The sequence below is a fragment of the Faecalibacterium sp. OF03-6AC genome (assembly GCF_003478175.1).
Taxonomy (GTDB): Bacteria; Bacillota; Clostridia; order Oscillospirales; family Ruminococcaceae; genus Faecalibacterium; species Faecalibacterium taiwanense.
Genome location: NZ_QUEN01000019.1, coordinates 1 through 16,705 on the forward strand (window position 1 = coordinate 1; position 16,705 = coordinate 16,705).

A 16,705-nucleotide genomic window follows, 5' to 3' on the forward strand; every position below is an offset into this window, starting at 1 on the left:
ATCCCGCGCGGAGACAAAAAAGAACCAGTACACGAATGTGTACTGGTTCTTTTTGGTCGGAGCAGCGGGATTTGAACCCACGGCCTCCTCGTCCCGAACGAGGCGCGCTACCAACTGCGCTATGCCCCGAAAATACCGCAGCCAGTTGAGACTGCGGTTTTCTTGGTTGGGGATGAGAGAATCGAACTCCCACAAGTAGAGTCAGAGTCTACCGCACTACCACTATGCAAATCCCCATTATTCAGTTCGTCTGCCGCGCCGTGCGCTGCTGACAAGGGATATTATACTCAAAAGGCCCGCGCTTGTCAACCATTTTTTTATTTTTTCTGCAAAAGTTTTCCCGCTGTTCTCCTGCCCGCAGAAATGCACCGTGGAAGCGTGTAAATTTTCTGCGCTTCTCTTGACAGCGGCCCCCATCCGGAATAATCTTATACTATAAACAGGTAGGTCTCCGGGCAGACTGACTTTAAAAGGCAGAACGCGCGGCGCTGAATACCAAATGAAAGAGGGCTTTTGAATGAAAAAACGTGTTGGAATCCTGACCTCCGGCGGCGACTGTCCGGGTCTGAACGCCACCATCCGCGGCGTAGCAAAAGCACTGTATGCCCGCATGGGCGATAACGTGGAGATCATTGGCATCCTGAACGGATACAGCGGCCTGATCAACGGCGACTACAAGGAGATGTGCGAGGACGATTTCCGCGGCATCCTGACGCTGGGCGGCACCATTCTGGGCACCAAGCGCACCCCCTTTAAAATGATGCGTGTGGTGGAGGACGACAACATTGATAAGGTTGCCGCCATGAAAAAGACCTACAAGGAAGCCAAGCTGGACTGCCTGCTGTGCCTGGGCGGCAATGGCACCCACAAAACCGCAAACCTGCTCTCGCAGGAGGGTCTGAACATCATCGGCCTGCCCAAGACCATTGATAACGATATCTATGGTACCGACGTAACCTTCGGCTTCCACACCGCCGTGGACATTGCCACCGATGTGATCGACCGCATCCACACCACCGCAGGCAGCCACAGCCGCGTGATGTGCATTGAGATCATGGGCAACAAGGCAGGCTGGCTGACGCTGTACTCCGGCATTGCAGGTGGTGCAGATATTATTCTGCTGCCGGAACAGCCCTATGATATCGACCGTGTGTGTTCTGCCGTGGAACGCCGCGCAAAGAAGGGTTCCAACTTCTCCATCATCGCTGTGGCCGAGGGTGCCATCAACTGCGAGGAAGCCGGCATGAAGCGCAAGGAATGGATGGCAAAGCGCGCCGAGGCAGGCTTTGGTACCACCGCCACCAACCGCATTGCACAGGCCGTGCAGAAAAAAACCGGCATGGAGACCCGTGTGTGCATCCCGGGCCACATGCAGCGCGGCGGCAGCCCCAGCGCCTACGACCGTGTGCTGGCCACCCAGTTCGGCAGCTATGCGGCAAAGCTGGTGGAGATCGAGCGCTACGGCGTGACCGTTGCCATGGTGAATCGCCATGTCACCGAGAACCGTCTGGCCGACATTGCAGGCAAGACCCGCAATGTGCCGGAGAACTGCGACCTGCTCACCGTCGCCCGCCGCATGGGCATCAGTCTGGGTTGATTTTTCTTCAAATAGTATGCTTTCCCCCTGCCGATGGCATTTCTCCTGTCGGCAGGGGTTTATTGTATCCAACATTTGGGTAACCCGTCTGATTTTTCAGAATATCTTTTGTCGAAATCGCGAATGGATTTTCTCTGTCTGTTCTGGTAAGATATTTGCAGACAATTAAACCAGTCGTTACTCCTCGGGAGGCGCTACTGGCAGTTAACCAAAAGACACTATGGGTGTGTTATCGGTTCTGCACAGGTAGATGCTTTCGGAGGTTTTTTCTTTTTATTGCGTATTTTTCAACATTCTGTCGGGAGGAAGCTGTCCATGAAGCTGCTGCGTAAGATCAACAACAACGCTGCCGTGGCGCAGGATAATCGCGGCCGTGAGATGGTCGTTCTGGGCCGCGGGGTAGGCTTCCATCCGATGCCCTATGAGCTGACCGATCTTTCTGTGGTCTACCGCACGTTTTACGACGTAGACCCGCAGTATTATGAAATGCTGGCCAGCCTGCCGGAAGAAGCGCTTCTGGCAGCGGCAGATATTACCGAGCAGGCCGAGATCACCCTGCACACCGAGCTGAACCCCAACCTGCCCTTCACGCTGGCCGACCACATCGCCTTTGCACAGCAGCGGGAAAAGCAGGGCATCCGGATGGCAGCTCCGCTGCATTACGACGTGCAGCATCTGTATCCCCATGAATACGAGCTGGGCCTGCGGGCACTGGAGACCGTGCGTCTGCGTACCGGTTCTTCCCTGCCCCGCGCCGAGGCCGTAAACATTGCGCTGCATATCGTCAATGCCGAGCTGGAAGGCAGTGACCTGTCCAGCACCCTGACCGCCGTGGAAGTTCTGGACAAAGTGACGGCCTCCGTCGAGCAGGAGCTTGGCATTGTGCTAGATCGCGAAAGCTACAACTATGCCCGGTTTGCCATGCACATCCAGTTTCTGGTGCGGCGGCTTTCCGCCGGGGCAGCCATGGAACAGGGCAGCGGGAAGATGCTGGACGAGCTTTCCCGCGAATACCCCGCCGTCTATCATTGTGCCTGCACCGTGGCACAGAATATTGAGCAGCGCCACGGCTGGCATTGCAGCCGTGATGAAGTGCTGTACCTGATGCTGCACATCTACCGTGTGCAGAACCGCGAAAGCGATTGATTTTTTGAATGTTTCCGGCTCCGGAGATGCGCGCGTCCGGGCCAGATTCAGATAGAGTTATCCACAAACGGAGGTTTCCCCTATGGATCGTGAGAAGTTTCTGGAAAAGCTTTTTCCGCTGGTCGGCGGAAAAGAAAACACCAGCCTGTGCGAGTTTCAGGACGATATGCTCTATATCACCCTGAAGGACGCCGGTCTGGCCGATGAAAACGCTGTGGCAAAGCTGCCGGATGTTGCATCCGCCGCCCTGCGCCGCGGCCGCCTTACGGTCACATTCGGGGAGCCGGAAAGAAAAGAGGAGGTTCCCTTCATGGCGAACAACGAAAAACTTATCAACGAGATCCTGCGCGCAGTTGGCGGCAAGGAAAATGTCTCGTCCGCAACGCACTGCATCACCCGCCTGCGTTTCCGCCTGATTGATGTGAAAAAAGCAGATATTGAAGAAGTAAAAAAAATCGATGGCGTGGCAGGCTGCGTTTACAAGGCAGGGCAGTTTCAGGTCATTATCGGCCCCAATGTGAACGAAGTTTATGATGAACTGATCAGAACGACTGGCGTCAAGAGCGAGCCGGCGGTTACAGATGCCGAGGCCGAAGCCGAGGACGGGGCAAAGAAGAATATCTTCTCCCGCCTGGTCGATACGATGGCAAGCATCGTTATGCCGATGATTGGACCTCTGGCTGGTGCCGGTATGATCAAGGCCATCCTGTCCATTCTGACCCAGTTCGGCGTGATCAGCTCGGATTCCCAGACCTACCAACTGTTCTATCTGGTGGCTGACGGCGTTTTCTATTATATGCCCTTCTTTCTGGCATTCTCTGCGGGCAAGAAGTTTAAGTGCAACCCATATCTGTCTTTGATCTTTGCCGCAATGCTGGTGCACCCCAATTATATTGCGCTGCGCACCGCAGGTGAAGCAGTCAAGTTGTTCGGTTTCCTGCCAGTCACATTGGCAAGCTATACTTCCAGTGTTGTACCCATTATTCTGATCGTCTACTTCCAGTCCATCGTTGAAAGATTCTTTGAAAAGAAAACGCCAAAAGCAATCAAAGTTTTCTTTGTCCCCATGATCACTGTTCTGATTACGGTCCCGGTCGGTTACGTTGTGCTTGGCCCTCTGGGCTCCATTATCGGCACCTATCTGGCAAAGGGATTCACCGCACTGGATGTTTATGCAAGCTGGCTGTGTCCCACGCTGGTCGGCGGCTTGTGCCCGTTGCTGGTCATGACCGGCATGCACTATGCACTGGGCAGTGCACAGAGCATTCAGCGTGCTACGCTGGGTTACGCTACTATTCTGGCTCCCGGCATGGTCTGCAGCAACATGGCACAGTCCGCTGCAACCTTTGGCGTTGCCCTGAAGAGCAAGAACCCCGAGATCAAGAGTCTGGCTTCCACCGTTGGTGTTACCGCGCTGTGCGGTATTACTGAACCCACCCTGTATGGCATTGGCCTGAAGTATAAAACACCCCTGTACTGTGCAATGGCAGGCGGCGCTCTTGGCGGACTGTTTGCAGGCCTGATGCATGTTAAGCAGTGGGCCTACGGTACTTCTACCATTTTTGCACTTGCTGTCTACCTTGGCGAGGATAACTCGTTTATCAATATGTGCATCGCTGTTGCAATCGCCATGGTCAGTGCTTTCATCCTTTCCTATATTACCTTTAAGGATCCGGTTCAGGAGAAGTAAAATATGAGTTTTCCGAAAGATTTTTTATGGGGCGGTGCTTTGGCAGCAAACCAGTGTGAGGGTGCTTATCTGGAAGATGGCAAGGGCCTAAGCCAGCAGGATGTCATGCCGCACGGCGTACAAGGTCCGGTGACGGAAGCACCTACGCCGGACAATCTCAAACTGCTGGGTACGGATTTTTATCATCGCTACAAGGAAGATATTGCGCTTCTGGCCGAAATGGGATTCAAGGTGTTCCGTTTTTCCATTGCGTGGAGCCGTATTTATCCTACTGGTTTTGAACAGGAGCCCAATGAAACAGGCCTTGCGTTCTATGATCAGGTAATCGATGAGTGCCTGAAATACGGCATCCAGCCGCTAATCACACTTTCCCATTATGAGATGCCACTGGAGCTGTGCCGCAGACTGGATGGGTTCCGTTCTCGTGAAGCAATCGAATACTTTGTGCGCTATGCCAAGACAGTACTGACCCGTTACCATGACCGTGTAAAATACTGGCTGACCTTCAACGAAATCAATGTGACCCTGATTTCGCCGTTGTTGGGGGCCGGTGTGATGACACCAAAATCCAAGCTTACCGCACAGGACAAATACCAGGCTGCCCACCATCAGCTGGTGGCCAGTGCACTTGTGACGCAGTTTGCACACCAGCTGGACGCCACCCTGAAAATCGGCTGCATGGCAGCTTCGGCACCGCGTTATCCAATGACCTGCAATCCGGATGATGTGATGTCAGCCATGCTCTCACAGCAGGAGCTGGATTACTTCATCACAATGCATTGTACCGGCAGCTATCCCTACTATGCACAGCGTCTCTGGAAGGAAAACCATGTCCAGCTGAATATCACCGAAGATGACCGAATCGCCTTGCAGAATACAGTCGATTTTGTCTCGTTCAGTTATTACAGCAGTAAAGTGGTGGCCGCAGACGAAAGCAAGTATCAGATGGCAAACGGAAATGTGATGCGTGGGCTGAAAAATCCATTCGTGCCGGTTTCGGACTACGATTATCCAATTGATCCGGAGGGGCTGCGTTATATCCTGAACTATCTGTACGAGCATTTCCACAAACCGCTTTTCGTAGCAGAAAATGGGATCGGCGCCCGTGAGCAGTTGGTCATGCTGCAGGATGGCACGCAGACGGTGGAAGATGATGCACGCATCTTGTTCCATCGGGGCCACATTCAGGCAATGGAACGTGCGATTGCAGATGGCGTAGAAGTGTTTGGCTATACCAGCTGGGGCCCCATTGACTGCGTCAGTGCAGCCTCTGCGGAGATTAGTAAGCGGTATGGTTTTGTGTATGTAGACCGCAACCAAGACGGCTCTGGTACACTGGAACGCTTCCGCAAAAAGTCTTTCTACTGGTACAAAAAGGTCATTGCCACCAACGGCGAAGACCTGAGCTGATTTTTCTACAGACACAAAAATACCGGTGCAGTTCAAAAAGCCGCACCGGTATTTTTTACTTTTCCGTCACATCATGCCGGGTAGGCTGGCCTTTTTCAAAGGCAGCTGCGCTTTCCAGCACACCGCGCACCATGCTCTCCACATCCTCGTGGGTGTAGAAAGCCGTGTGGTCGGTCAGGATCACATTGGGCATGCTGCGCAGAGCCGCCAGCTCCGGGTTCGGGATCACATCGCCCATGCGATTATAATAGTACAGGCCGTTCTCATTTTCCAGCACGTCCAGGCCCGCCGCGCCGATCTTGCCGCTTTCCAGCCCGGCGATCAGTGCATCGCTGTCGATCAGCTTGCCGCGGGCGGTGTTGATGATGGTCACGCCCGGCTTCATGCTCTCAATTGCTTTGGTGTCGATGAGATGGTGATTCTCCTCCGTAGCGTTGGTGTGCAGAGTGATGACATCGCTTTCCGCCAGCAGGGTCTCCAGCGGCACATACTCGGCGATCTTCTTTACCTCGTCGTTGGGGTACAGGTCGTAGGCCAGCAGGCGGCAGCCAAAGCCGGACAGATGCTGCAGCACCGTGCGGCCAATGCGGCCCGTACCGATCACACCCACAGTGCAGTTGGAAATATCGCGGCCGATTTTTCCCTGCAGGGAGTAGTCCTGCGCTTCGCCGCGCTTGAGGATGTGCCCTGCCTTGCGCAGGCTCATCAGCATCAGCATAATGGCAAAGTTTGCAACGCCGTTTGGCGGATAATCCACATTGGCCACCTTCATGCCCAGTTCCCGGGCCGTCTCGCGGTCTACGTGGTCGTAGCCGATGGAACGGCAGCAGATGGACTTTACGCCCAGCTCGTGAAACCGCTTGACCATGGGCGCGCTCATATCACAGGGCGTTACCGACACGGCATCATAGCCCTTTGCCAGTTCAGCATTTTCCAGCGTGGGATACTCCTGCGTAGAGCCAAACTCAACATCCAGCTTCGGTGCCAGCCGCTGCGCGATGCCCAGCTCATCGTAGGGGCGCAGGGTGTAAAAAAAGACTTTTGTTGCCATAAAACTTCCCTCCCGGCTTATTTTGTACCTATTGTAGCACGTTCTGCACAGATGGATGCATTTTACTGCGTGAATTTTGTTCATCTTAAAAATGAGGGTTCATCTTTCCATATGAATGCGTGCAAAACAGTTGTAAATTGTCGGAAAAGAGGGTATGATAAAAGAACTGAGAAGTATACATCACTGAAATATAAAAGGAGTGTGCCTTATGCGCGCTTATGAACGGCTTTTGAATTATGTCCGGGTGCATACCACCTCGGACGAAAACTCCGGTACGCACCCTTCCGCTGAACGGGAGTTTGACCTTGCCCGCCAGCTGGTGGAGGAGATGAAGGCCCTCGGCATGGAGAATGCCCATGTGGACGAGCACTGCTACGTCTATGGCACCCTGCCTGCCACGCCCGGCTGTGAGGATAAACACGCTCTGGGCCTGATCGCCCACATGGACACTGCCGACGATGCCAGCGGTGAGAATGTGCAGCCCGTTGTGTGGGAAAACTACAACGGCGGCGACGTAACTCTGCCCGCCACCGGCATGGTGATGAAGCCCTCTGTGTTCCCCTTCCTTACTTCCATGAAGGGCGAGACCCTCATCACCTCAGACGGTACCACCCTGCTGGGTGCCGACGATAAGGCCGGTATTGCCGAAATTTTGACCGCTGTTGAGACCATTCAGGAAAAAGGCCTGCCCCATGGCAAGCTGTGTATCGCCTTTACTCCGGATGAAGAGATCGGCGAGGGTGCAGAGCTGTTCGATATTCCGGGCTTCGGTGCCGACTTTGCCTATACGGTGGACGGCGGCGATGCCGGTTCCATTGAGTACGAGAACTTCAACGCCGCTTCCGCCACCGTGACCATCCGCGGCTTCTCGGTGCACCCGGGCACCGCCAAGGACACCATGATCAACGCTTCCAACGTAGCAATGGAGTTCCACGGTGCTCTGCCCGTCACGGCCCGGCCGGAGACCACCGAGGGCCGTCAGGGCTTCTACCACCTGTGCCAGATGTACGGCGATGTGACCACCGCAAAGCTGGGCTACATCCTGCGCGACCACGATGCCGCAAAGCTGCAGTTCAAGAAGGACAACATGCTGGATATTGCCGAATTTTTGAACGGAAAGTACGGCGAAGGCACCGTGACCGTGGAGATCAAGGACAGCTACCGCAACATGCTGGAAAAAATCAAGCCGCATTTCCACTTAGTAGAGACCGCCCGCAAAGCCACCCGCATGGCCGGGCTGGAACCGGAGGAAATTCCGGTGCGCGGCGGCACCGACGGTGCCATGCTGAGCTGGAAAGGCCTGCCCTGCCCCAATCTGGGCACCGGCGGCTTCAATTTCCACGGCGTATGCGAGTGCATCACCGCTGAGCGCATGGACCGCTGCACCGAGATCTTGCTGAACATCATCAAGCTGTACGCAGAGTAAATTTTATTTTTCAATATACAAAAAAGTGGGTGCTATTTTCGGATAGCACCCACTTTTATTATACTCTGACGCTTATTTCTACGACTCCACTCGTGAAAATGCATTTGGAGCAGCCCTGCGGTTGCGTAGCAATGAAAGCCCCAGTGGGGCTTTCAAGCAGGCGAGCGATCTGCGTTAGCAGATGGAAGGGATTCGCCCTGACAAGCGTCGGGGCTGTGACAAATGCGAAAAATAAAAATCAAATTCCACCGAACATGCCCAGAGTACAACGACGACGACCGCTGCCTGCGGCAGAAGCAGGGAGGAGTTGTTGGGGCCGCGGCCAGCAAGACACGAATGCCGCTCAAGGCATGAAGTGGATGCTGGGAGCCGCAACTCTAGGAGGGCATTCAAAATCGTTTAACCAACGTTGATATGCCCCACCGGCATGATCTTCCGTTTGTTGTCATCCGGCTTTGCCGTCAGGCTCATGGCCAGCGACACCGGGCCGACACGGCCCATGAACATGACCAGCATATACAGGATCTTTGCGCCCCGGTTCAGCTGAGCGGTAACGCCCACCGAAAGGCCAACTGTGCCAAAGGCAGAGCAGGACTCGAAAATAGCGTCAATGACCGATACCGCCTCCGAAGTGTTGTAGTACACCACCACAGCCGAGCCAACCGCCGCCAGCCCGCCGAGCACGATAATGGTCAAAGCACGATAAACCGTCTTGGACTCGATGTGGTGCTCTGCGATCACACAGTCATCGCGGCCCTGAGCCACACTGCGGATCGTCAGGATGATCACAGCGAACGTAGTCACCTTCACGCCGCCGCCGGTAGAGCCGGGTGCCGCACCAATGAACTGCAGCGCGCTCATCAGCAGTTTGGTGATGGGGCCGCAGGCCGCAAGGTCGATGGTATTCATGCCCGCAGTACGAGTGGACACCGACTGGAACAGCGCCGCCATCAGCTTGCCGGGCACAGAGAGCCCGCCCATGCTGGCAGGATTGTTCCACTCCATCAGCGCGATGAGCGCCGCGCCGCCGAGCCACAGGATCACCGAGAAGCTCAGCACCACCTTGGCCTGCAGGGAAAGCCGGTGCTTTTTGCGGTATTGACCGATCTCCACCCATACCATGAAACCCAGACCGCCGGAGATGATCATGAACATCACAACGGCCTGAACATAGTAATTGTTCACATAGGGTGCCAGTGAGGAATACTGGCCGAACCGGCCAAACAGATCAAAGCCCGCGTTACAGAAAGCCGAGATGGCCGTGAACACGCTCACCCAGATGCCTTCCAGCCCGAACTGCGGCACAAAGGCGAACATCAGCAGCACAATGCCAATGCCTTCAAACAGGCCAGCCAGTCCCACCACGATCTTCAGCACGTCCTTGGCCTGCGCATATCCGTCCGCTGAGACGCTTTCTCCCAGCAGCCGCAGATCGCGGAAGCCCATGCGCCGCCGCATAGCCAGCGCGAAGAAGCTGGTGAGGGTGACCAACCCCAGACCACCCACCTGAATGAGCAGCAGGATCACCGCCTGCCCAAAGTAGGTGAACTGGGTCCAGGTATCCCGCACGATCAGACCAGTAACGCAGGTAGCGCTTGTGGCGGTGAACATGGCATTCAGCACATCCAGCCGCCCGTGCTTGCTGGCAACCGGCAGGCTGAGCAGAAAGGTGCCCAGCGCGATCACGATGACAAAGCTCACACAGATGATCTGCGTAGGCGTATACATCCCCTTGCGCTTGCCCGCCGGGCGGTAAAACAGCTTTTTCCCTTTTGCTTTTTCCATAAGCTCCTCCGCACGCGGCAAAGCCTGCCGCGGCTATTTTCATTTCCTCTATAGCATACACCATTTTGCCCGCCGGTTCAACTTGATTTTATCCGCAAAATGCTGTATTATAATAGGGTATCCGTCTCCGTAGCTCAGTTGGATAGAGCGCAAGCCTCCTAAGAATTCGGTCAACCTGATACCTTGGGGGCAGAAGTGATTGCTCTAATCAAAAGCAAGACTGGGGATCGAGATTTTCCAAACAAATTTTGATGCAACAACTTTACCATCGTCCCGGTTGCAATGCAGTCGGTCACTTCGTTGTGAAAAGCATTCCACACATTCGTTTCCAAGTGCGTCGAATTTCAAAAATCAACGATAATACATAATATGCCTCAGTAGCTTAGCTGGATAAAGCGCCTCCCTCCTAAGGTTGCGTTACAACGGCCACCTCAAAAAAAACTAAATAAGGGATTGCAGTTCGACTTTGATCGGGCTATAATCATATATCAGACACGTCCATATAGCTCAGCTGGATAGAGCACACGCCTCCTAAGCGTGGGGTCGGAGGTTCAAATCCTCTTATGGACGCCAGTGAACAACGCCGAAAGCCTTTGTTTTCAAGGGTTTTCGGCTTTTCTTATATAAAAAGCTACGAAAAAGCTCTTTCACTGTATGAGATAAAATTCTACTCCAAAATTTGATTTTTGACAACCCCTCCAGAATCGAACGGTTGTTATAAGACAAAATCGCCAGCTAATTTTTAGCAGAAAACGGGCTGTTCTTGCTAATGAAAATGCCCTTCCTGCTAATCAGCCCCAAAATCGTGCCAAAAATCCAGCTAATCAAAAAAGGCGGATGTTTTGAATACCATGCAGTTATAGCAGATAAAATTAAATATCGTTATGTACATAGAGCGTCTATTTGCCCCGCATTGGGGATGGATAGGCGCTCTTTTTTTATGCCCAAACCCATGGGCAAATACAAGAGATTGGAGGTGTTTTATTTGAGCAAGCCTGTTTATACCGCAGACAAGCCGAGCGACTGTCATTACTGCTACTTCTGGACGAATGGCAGAAAGGGCTGCCGTCTGGGTAGAAATAATTGCTACTACTTAATCTCTTTGCCGCCGAAACCCAAGTCGGAATGTGATGGCTGTCCCTATGGGCGAGATCACCCGTGCATTGGTTGGTGTACGAAGAAGGTTATGCGTGAAGTGGGGCTTCGTTGATATGGATGTGTATGAACAGGAATACCGCTTCTACTATTTTGCCCGATGTCCTTACGAAAAGACGGATACGACTTTCCGCAGCATTCCGCTGACAACAGAAAGTTTTCCGCAGAAAGAAGGTGGTGAAGCCGTGTGAGTTTTGATTATTTTTACGGTCAGCAATCCGATCTATTCACATTCTATCGAGTTCCGAAGGTGTTGTTCACGAACGAGAGGTTCTGGAATATTTCTGCCGATGCCAAGATGCTGTATGGCATTTTGCTTGACCGCATGAGCCTGTCTGCCAAGAATGGTTGGATAGATAAAAACGGTAGAGTGTATATCATTTTTACAATCGACGAAGCGAAGATGGCTCTGAACTGTGCTGAACAAAAGGCTATCAAGCTGCTCAGTGAACTTGAGAAGAAAGCAGGATTGATTGAACGTAAGCGCCAGGGTTTGGGAAAGCCCAACCTGATCTATGTGAAGAACTTTATCTCTGCTGTGGATTCACAACTCTTGAATTGTGAAAATCACAATTCTGGAACAATGGAAATCACAACTCAAGAACTTCCGAAATCACAATGTAATAATACTGATATTAAAAATACTGAATTTAGTGATACTGATTCTATCTTTCCTTCCGGAAATGGTGGAATGATGGACGAGAATGACCGGTATCAAGAATACTTTGATTATTTCTCGGATCAGCTTAGTATGGATTTGTTGAAGAAGGATTACCCTTACGATTCCGAAATGCTGGATAACATTCTGGAGTTGATCGTTGAAACAGTTTGCACGAAGCGACCGTTGATTCGCATTGGTGCAGAGGAGCGTCCGGCAGAAATTGTCCGCAGTCGGTTTATGAAACTGAATGCCGAACACATTCGATATGTTATGGACTGCTTCAAGGAGAACACCACAAAGATTAGAAATATCCGTCAGTATATGCTGACTACGATATACAATGCGCCGACGACAATAGACACCTACTACGATGCTCTTGTTCGGCACGATATGTCACACGGATATTTGGAAGGAGGATTTAAGAAATTGAAAATGAAGCGAGAGGAAGGAGAGTGACGATAAATGTCGAAAAAAGCAACCATCATTGCGGTGGTCAATCAGAAAGGAGGCACTGGAAAGACCACCACCACCGAGAATCTGGGCGTTGGCTTGGCTCTTGAAGGAAAAAAGGTGCTTCTGGTAGACACCGATCCCCAGGCTTCCCTGACGGTCAGTTTGGGCAATCCCTGCCCGGATGATCTGTCTCCGACACTTTCCGATCTGATGGGAAAGATTATGATGGAAAACCCTATTACTCCCGATGAAGGGATTCTTCATCATCCGGAGGGCGTTGATTTGGTGCCGTCCAACATCGAACTCTCAGGTATGGAGGTAGCACTGGTCAATGCCATGAGCCGGGAAACCATTCTCCGGCAATACCTGGATACAGTCAAACAGAATTATGATTACATTCTTCTTGACTGTATGCCGTCTTTGGGTATGCTGACCGTCAATGCGTTGGCAGCTGCCGACAATGTGCTGATACCGGTTCAGGCAGCATACCTTCCTGCAAAGGGTCTGGAACAGCTGCTTGGAACCATCAACAAGGTCAAGAGGCAAATCAACCCGAAACTGAGGATTGAAGGGATTCTTCTGACGATGGTGGACAGCCGCACCAACTACTCCAAAGACATCAGCAATCTGATTCGGGAGAGCTACGGCGGAAAGCTGAAGGTTTACAAGACCGACATTCCCCGCTCTGTCCGTGCAGAGGAAATCAGCGCAGAGGGAACCAGTATCTTCAAGCATGATCCCAAAGGCAAAGTTGCCGAAGCCTATAAAATTCTGACGAAGGAGGTGTTAAACAATGCAGAAAAAAGGCGCAAACATCAGCTTGAAGGGGTACGATGATATTTTCTCCACCGATCAATCCAGAGCTGAAGCCCAGCAGGAGCGTGTGCAGGAAATTCCGCTTTCTGAGCTACACCCCTTTGAGGGACACCCCTTCCGTGTGGTTGATGATGAAGAAATGATGAAAACGGCAGAGAGCGTCCGAGATTTCGGAGTTCTCACTCCTGCGATTGTCCGTCCTGACCCCGACGGTGGTTATGAAATCGTTTCTGGTCACAGGCGGCACCGGGCATCGGAGCTTGCGGGTAAGGAAACCATGCCTGCGATTGTTCGTGACCTGGACGATGATGCAGCCATTATTTTGATGGTTGATGCGAATTTGCAGAGGGAGAGTATCCTGCCGAGTGAAAGAGCATTTGCTTATAAGATGAAGCTGGATGCGATTAAACATCAAGGTCAACGCACCGATTTAACTTCATCCCAAGTTGGGATGAAGTTGCAGGCAATGGATATAGTCGGTCAGGAGGCAGGAGAAAGCAGAAATCAGGTACACCGTTATATCCGTCTGACCGAACTGATTCCGGAACTGCTGGATATGGTAGATACGGGTCAGATCAAATTCAATCCTGCGGTGGAGCTTTCCTATCTGGCAAGTGAAGAACAGAAGGATTTTCTTTCTGCAATGGATTATGCTCAAGCAGCTCCTTCCCTTTCGCAAGCACAGCGAATTAAAAAGCTCGCACAGGAGGGCGAGTGTACGCTGGATGCGATGTGCGAGATTATGAATGAAATCAAGAAGGGAGAGCTGGACAGAGTAACCTTCAAAACGGATTCGTTGCGAAAATACTTCCCGAAGTCCTATACCAACAAGCAGATGGAGGATAAAATCATTCAGCTTTTGGAGCAATGGCAGAAAAAAAGAGAAAAATCAATGGAAAGGTAAGGTAAAAAATGTTTACACCCAAAAACATTCAGGGCGCTTTGGAAGAACTCTACGACCTTTGCGATCCTGATTATATGGTAGATATGCTCGTAAACTACAGTGAGGAGTTCGATGATATTTCTCCTGCGCTTCTGGCAAAGTCGTTTCAGAAAAATGCCGAGATGATTAGCGAGTATCGAGTATTGTCCTCTGCTGGTGAGGGTATCGACTATCAGGGAAAGGTACTTCTGAACAGCAGAGCCGTGCGGCTTCTGTCCTATGTAGAAGATATGAGCGGCGATGAAAAAGTTCGCACGATTCAGAGCAAGGAGCTGTGGTTAGCAGAAGATATGACATTCTATGTGGTGTCCTGTATGTCTACGATCACGATGGACAAGGAAGAAGCCATTTGTCTTAACGAACACCGCAGCGTGGTTACTACGGTGGAATGCGAGGACGATATTTTCTTCGACATGGGTTCCCTGATTTGCGAACTGGACGATATTTGCTTGTTCGAGCTTTTAGCCGATGTGGATGCGACTATTTATGAACTGTAACAGGTTCATGGATGGTCGCTTTTCTTATTTCCAAAGAAACGGAGGTATCGAAACTTGAAAGAATACGATGTGAAGATCACCGAAACCTTGGAGAAAACGGTTACGGTGCAAGCAGAATCTCACGATGCGGCAGAGGAACAGGTTAGAGCCGCTTATTACAATTCGGAGTACATTCTGGACTCCGAAAACTTTACCGGTGTTGCGTTCGGCACGACCGAGGAACGGGAGGTTCAGAAAGAACAGGCAGATACCATGAATGTGTTGCTGGTAAAGCCGTTCATGTATCCGCAGGCTGTGCAGATCGGCTGTGAGCTGGAGGATTTGCAGAAAGCCGTAGGTGGCGATATTGAGGCAACTTATCCGTTCAATGAGCCGGTTGCACTGGTGATGCACGACGAAGGTAAACTCGTAGGCAAAGAACTGAACCGTGCGCTGCGTGATGATGACGGCGATATTTATGACATTATCGCCGGTGATTTTCTGGTTGTGGGATTGGGCGAGGATGATTTTTGTTCTCTGTCCCCGGAACTGATGAAGCAGTTTGAGGAACACTTTCATCAGCCTGAGACTTTTGTACGCATGGGGCGCAGCATTATGGCGCTTCCCCTGCCGGATGACATGGTGAAGAAAGAAGATGCACCTGTCAAAGCTGATTCGGTTCCCCACAAAAGTAACCCTGACCGAGATGTTCTGTAAGGAGGTTCTTATGCAAAGAAATTCGACGATTGGAGAGCTGATGGAGCGAAAGCGGATTCAGGATGGTGCCAAGGAGTACCAGGGACATACCTATATGGACTTGGCACGATTTGATGACGCCACCAAGCACATGATTATTTTCGATGTGCTGACCGATGAATCGCCTGTCGGTTGGAAAGGCGAAAGAAATCGCCTGTATTTGAGCGATGTGGGTTATCAGAAGGCTCTGGATAACCAGAAAGCTGGCAATATCAAGATTATCAGCCATGCCGCAGTTGCCAAGGGCAATCTGTATTACGACCACAGAGATATGGCACGATAATCTGTTCACTCTACTGCTTGCAGGAGGTGATGAATCATGCAGGAAGAAGTTGAAAACAGAACAGTAAACCTGGCGATCAGCACAACCAAGCTGACGGGGCGCACTATCATTGCCGGTATCCGCAAGTATTTGCAGCACCGGGAAAAAGTGAAGATGAAAAAGGCACGAGACCCTGCCGTTCATGGAAAGCAATCCGTGAAACAGCTTTTGGGACAGAATCAGGGTGCTACGAATGTTGAGATCGACAAAGAGAGTATCCGTGATTTTGAAAAGCTCGCCAAGAAGTATGGCGTGGACTTTGCCGTAAGAAAAGATAAGTCCGTTGATCCTCCCCGGTTTCTTGTTTTTGTCCGTTCTAAAGATGCAGATGCTTTGGATGCAATCTGCAAGGAACATCAGGCAAGGGCATTAACCAAGAATGAAAAGCCGAGCGTTCTGGCGCAGCTGAAGAAGTTCAAGGAAATTGTCGCAGCGATTCCGAAGAAGGTTCGAGAGAAGAAACAGGAGCGTGATCTGTGATGGATAAGAGAAAAATGAAAAAGCTCCTGATTCTGAATTTACCGTATTTTCTGGTAGGGTTGTTCGCTACGAATTTAGGAGAAGCATGGAGATTGGCTGAGGGGGCAGATTCATCTGCGAAAATCCTCAGCTTTTTTCATGCCCTTCCGATAGCCCTGAACAATCCGTTTCCCAGCTTTCACCCGTTGGATTTGCTGATTGGTATTCTCTGCGGCGCAGGACTTCGGCTGGCTGTCTATCTAAAAGGCAAAAACGCAAAGAAGTACCGACACAATGTTGAGTACGGTTCTGCTCGTTGGGGAACGGCAAAAGATATTGAGCCGTTTATTGCACCAAAGTTCGAGGACAATGTGATCCTGACGAAAACGGAGCGGCTGATGATGAGCAATCGCCCGAAGAATCCTGCCAATGCCCGAAATAAGAATGTTCTGATTATCGGCGGTTCGGGTTCCGGTAAAACTCGCTTTTGGTTGAAGCCAAACCTTCTCCAGATGCACAGTTCCTATGTGGTCACTGACCCGAAGGGCTATAATGAACA

Annotated in this window: 16 protein-coding genes and 3 tRNA genes; 15 read left to right on the top strand and 4 right to left on the bottom strand. The window is 51.6% G+C overall.

Going from position 1 to position 16,705, the window contains the following annotated elements; genetic code table 11:
* Window positions 1-53: 53 nt before the first annotated feature.
* Both DXA66_RS13635 and DXA66_RS13640 read right to left on the bottom strand, forming a co-directional pair.
* A tRNA-Pro gene (locus tag DXA66_RS13635) sits at window positions 54-129 on the bottom strand.
* Between the two features lie 34 nt (window positions 130-163).
* Window positions 164-237 (bottom strand) — tRNA-Gln (locus DXA66_RS13640).
* Between the two features lie 280 nt (window positions 238-517).
* Here DXA66_RS13640 and DXA66_RS13645 point away from each other — a divergent pair.
* The 4 genes from DXA66_RS13645 (at window position 518) to DXA66_RS13660 (ending at window position 5,843) form a co-directional block, all read left to right on the top strand.
* Complete coding sequence (locus DXA66_RS13645) at window positions 518-1,597, top strand: 6-phosphofructokinase (protein ID WP_097776657.1); 1,080 nt, start codon at window positions 518-520, stop codon at window positions 1,595-1,597.
* Window positions 1,598-1,912: 315 nt separating this feature from the next.
* Window positions 1,913-2,743, top strand: a complete 831-nt coding sequence (locus DXA66_RS13650) for a PRD domain-containing protein (RefSeq protein WP_118529293.1) — start codon at window positions 1,913-1,915, stop codon at window positions 2,741-2,743.
* 82 nt (window positions 2,744-2,825) lie between these two features.
* Window positions 2,826-4,433 carry a PTS transporter subunit EIIC gene (locus DXA66_RS13655; protein ID WP_118529294.1) on the top strand — a complete coding sequence of 536 codons (1,608 nt, stop codon included), beginning with the start codon at window positions 2,826-2,828 and terminating at the stop codon, window positions 4,431-4,433.
* A 3-nt stretch (window positions 4,434-4,436) separates the two neighbouring features.
* Window positions 4,437-5,843, top strand: coding sequence for a glycoside hydrolase family 1 protein (locus DXA66_RS13660; RefSeq protein ID WP_118529295.1), 1,407 nt, complete (start codon window positions 4,437-4,439; stop codon window positions 5,841-5,843).
* 55 nt (window positions 5,844-5,898) lie between these two features.
* On the opposite strand, the gene DXA66_RS13665 is transcribed toward DXA66_RS13660, so the two are convergent.
* On the bottom strand, window positions 5,899-6,894 hold the full coding sequence (locus tag DXA66_RS13665) for a D-isomer specific 2-hydroxyacid dehydrogenase family protein (protein WP_118529296.1): 996 nt from the start codon (window positions 6,892-6,894) through the stop codon (window positions 5,899-5,901).
* A 208-nt stretch (window positions 6,895-7,102) separates the two neighbouring features.
* Between DXA66_RS13665 and pepT the strand changes: the two genes are divergently transcribed.
* On the top strand, window positions 7,103-8,320 hold the full coding sequence (gene pepT, locus DXA66_RS13670) for a peptidase T (protein WP_118529297.1): 1,218 nt from the start codon (window positions 7,103-7,105) through the stop codon (window positions 8,318-8,320).
* Between the two features lie 399 nt (window positions 8,321-8,719).
* Here the strand turns inward: pepT and DXA66_RS13675 are convergent, their stop codons facing one another.
* A complete protein-coding gene (locus DXA66_RS13675; RefSeq protein ID WP_118529298.1) occupies window positions 8,720-10,105 on the bottom strand; it encodes a TrkH family potassium uptake protein in 1,386 nt (461 codons plus the stop codon).
* Window positions 10,106-10,601: 496 nt separating this feature from the next.
* On the opposite strand from DXA66_RS13675, the gene DXA66_RS13680 reads away from it, so the two are divergent.
* From DXA66_RS13680 to DXA66_RS13730, 10 genes are all read left to right on the top strand, one after another.
* Window positions 10,602-10,678: transfer RNA gene (locus tag DXA66_RS13680), tRNA-Arg, on the top strand.
* A gap of 569 nt (window positions 10,679-11,247) precedes the next feature.
* Window positions 11,248-11,451, top strand: a complete 204-nt coding sequence (locus DXA66_RS13690; RefSeq protein WP_223385014.1) for a hypothetical protein — start codon at window positions 11,248-11,250, stop codon at window positions 11,449-11,451.
* A complete protein-coding gene (locus tag DXA66_RS13695) occupies window positions 11,448-12,377 on the top strand; it encodes a DUF6017 domain-containing protein (protein ID WP_002304312.1) in 930 nt (309 codons plus the stop codon). Before DXA66_RS13690 ends, DXA66_RS13695 begins: the two co-directional genes overlap by 4 nt.
* Before the next feature lie 6 nt (window positions 12,378-12,383).
* Window positions 12,384-13,211 (top strand): ParA family protein, encoded by an 828-nt coding sequence (locus tag DXA66_RS13700; protein ID WP_002304313.1) that lies wholly within the window; start codon window positions 12,384-12,386, stop codon window positions 13,209-13,211.
* A complete protein-coding gene (locus tag DXA66_RS13705; protein ID WP_002304314.1) occupies window positions 13,168-14,094 on the top strand; it encodes a ParB/RepB/Spo0J family partition protein in 927 nt (308 codons plus the stop codon). Before DXA66_RS13700 ends, DXA66_RS13705 begins: the two co-directional genes overlap by 44 nt.
* Before the next feature lie 8 nt (window positions 14,095-14,102).
* Entirely contained in the window at window positions 14,103-14,630 is a 528-nt protein-coding gene (locus DXA66_RS13710; RefSeq protein WP_002304315.1) for a hypothetical protein, read from the top strand.
* Window positions 14,631-14,684: 54 nt separating this feature from the next.
* Window positions 14,685-15,326 carry a DUF3846 domain-containing protein gene (locus tag DXA66_RS13715; protein WP_002588969.1) on the top strand — a complete coding sequence of 214 codons (642 nt, stop codon included), beginning with the start codon at window positions 14,685-14,687 and terminating at the stop codon, window positions 15,324-15,326.
* A gap of 10 nt (window positions 15,327-15,336) precedes the next feature.
* Entirely contained in the window at window positions 15,337-15,648 is a 312-nt protein-coding gene (locus DXA66_RS13720; RefSeq protein ID WP_002304317.1) for a DUF5720 family protein, read from the top strand.
* Between the two features lie 36 nt (window positions 15,649-15,684).
* Window positions 15,685-16,167 carry a PcfB family protein gene (locus tag DXA66_RS13725; protein WP_002304320.1) on the top strand — a complete coding sequence of 161 codons (483 nt, stop codon included), beginning with the start codon at window positions 15,685-15,687 and terminating at the stop codon, window positions 16,165-16,167.
* The coding region (locus DXA66_RS13730) for a type IV secretory system conjugative DNA transfer family protein (RefSeq protein WP_147365183.1) at window positions 16,167-16,705 on the top strand (539 nt) is incomplete at its 3' end. The genes DXA66_RS13725 and DXA66_RS13730, both read left to right, overlap by 1 nt.

Bases quoted from the DNA above. Each gene is read 5' to 3' on its own strand.
- DXA66_RS13655 (WP_118529294.1), top strand. From the start codon at position 2,826: ATGGATCGTGAGAAGTTTCTGGAAAAGCTTTTTCCGCTGGTCGGCGGA.
- DXA66_RS13665 (WP_118529296.1), bottom strand. From the start codon at position 6,894: ATGGCAACAAAAGTCTTTTTTTACACCCTGCGCCCCTACGATGAGCTG.
- DXA66_RS13675 (WP_118529298.1), bottom strand. From the start codon at position 10,105: ATGGAAAAAGCAAAAGGGAAAAAGCTGTTTTACCGCCCGGCGGGCAAG.
- DXA66_RS13725 (WP_002304320.1), top strand. From the start codon at position 15,685: ATGCAGGAAGAAGTTGAAAACAGAACAGTAAACCTGGCGATCAGCACA.
- DXA66_RS13650 (WP_118529293.1), top strand. From the start codon at position 1,913: ATGAAGCTGCTGCGTAAGATCAACAACAACGCTGCCGTGGCGCAGGAT.
- DXA66_RS13645 (WP_097776657.1), top strand. From the start codon at position 518: ATGAAAAAACGTGTTGGAATCCTGACCTCCGGCGGCGACTGTCCGGGT.
- DXA66_RS13700 (WP_002304313.1), top strand. From the start codon at position 12,384: ATGTCGAAAAAAGCAACCATCATTGCGGTGGTCAATCAGAAAGGAGGC.
- DXA66_RS13720 (WP_002304317.1), top strand. From the start codon at position 15,337: ATGCAAAGAAATTCGACGATTGGAGAGCTGATGGAGCGAAAGCGGATT.
- DXA66_RS13660 (WP_118529295.1), top strand. From the start codon at position 4,437: ATGAGTTTTCCGAAAGATTTTTTATGGGGCGGTGCTTTGGCAGCAAAC.
- pepT (WP_118529297.1), top strand. From the start codon at position 7,103: ATGCGCGCTTATGAACGGCTTTTGAATTATGTCCGGGTGCATACCACC.
- DXA66_RS13710 (WP_002304315.1), top strand. From the start codon at position 14,103: ATGTTTACACCCAAAAACATTCAGGGCGCTTTGGAAGAACTCTACGAC.
- DXA66_RS13690 (WP_223385014.1), top strand. From the start codon at position 11,248: ATGGGCGAGATCACCCGTGCATTGGTTGGTGTACGAAGAAGGTTATGC.
- DXA66_RS13705 (WP_002304314.1), top strand. From the start codon at position 13,168: ATGCAGAAAAAAGGCGCAAACATCAGCTTGAAGGGGTACGATGATATT.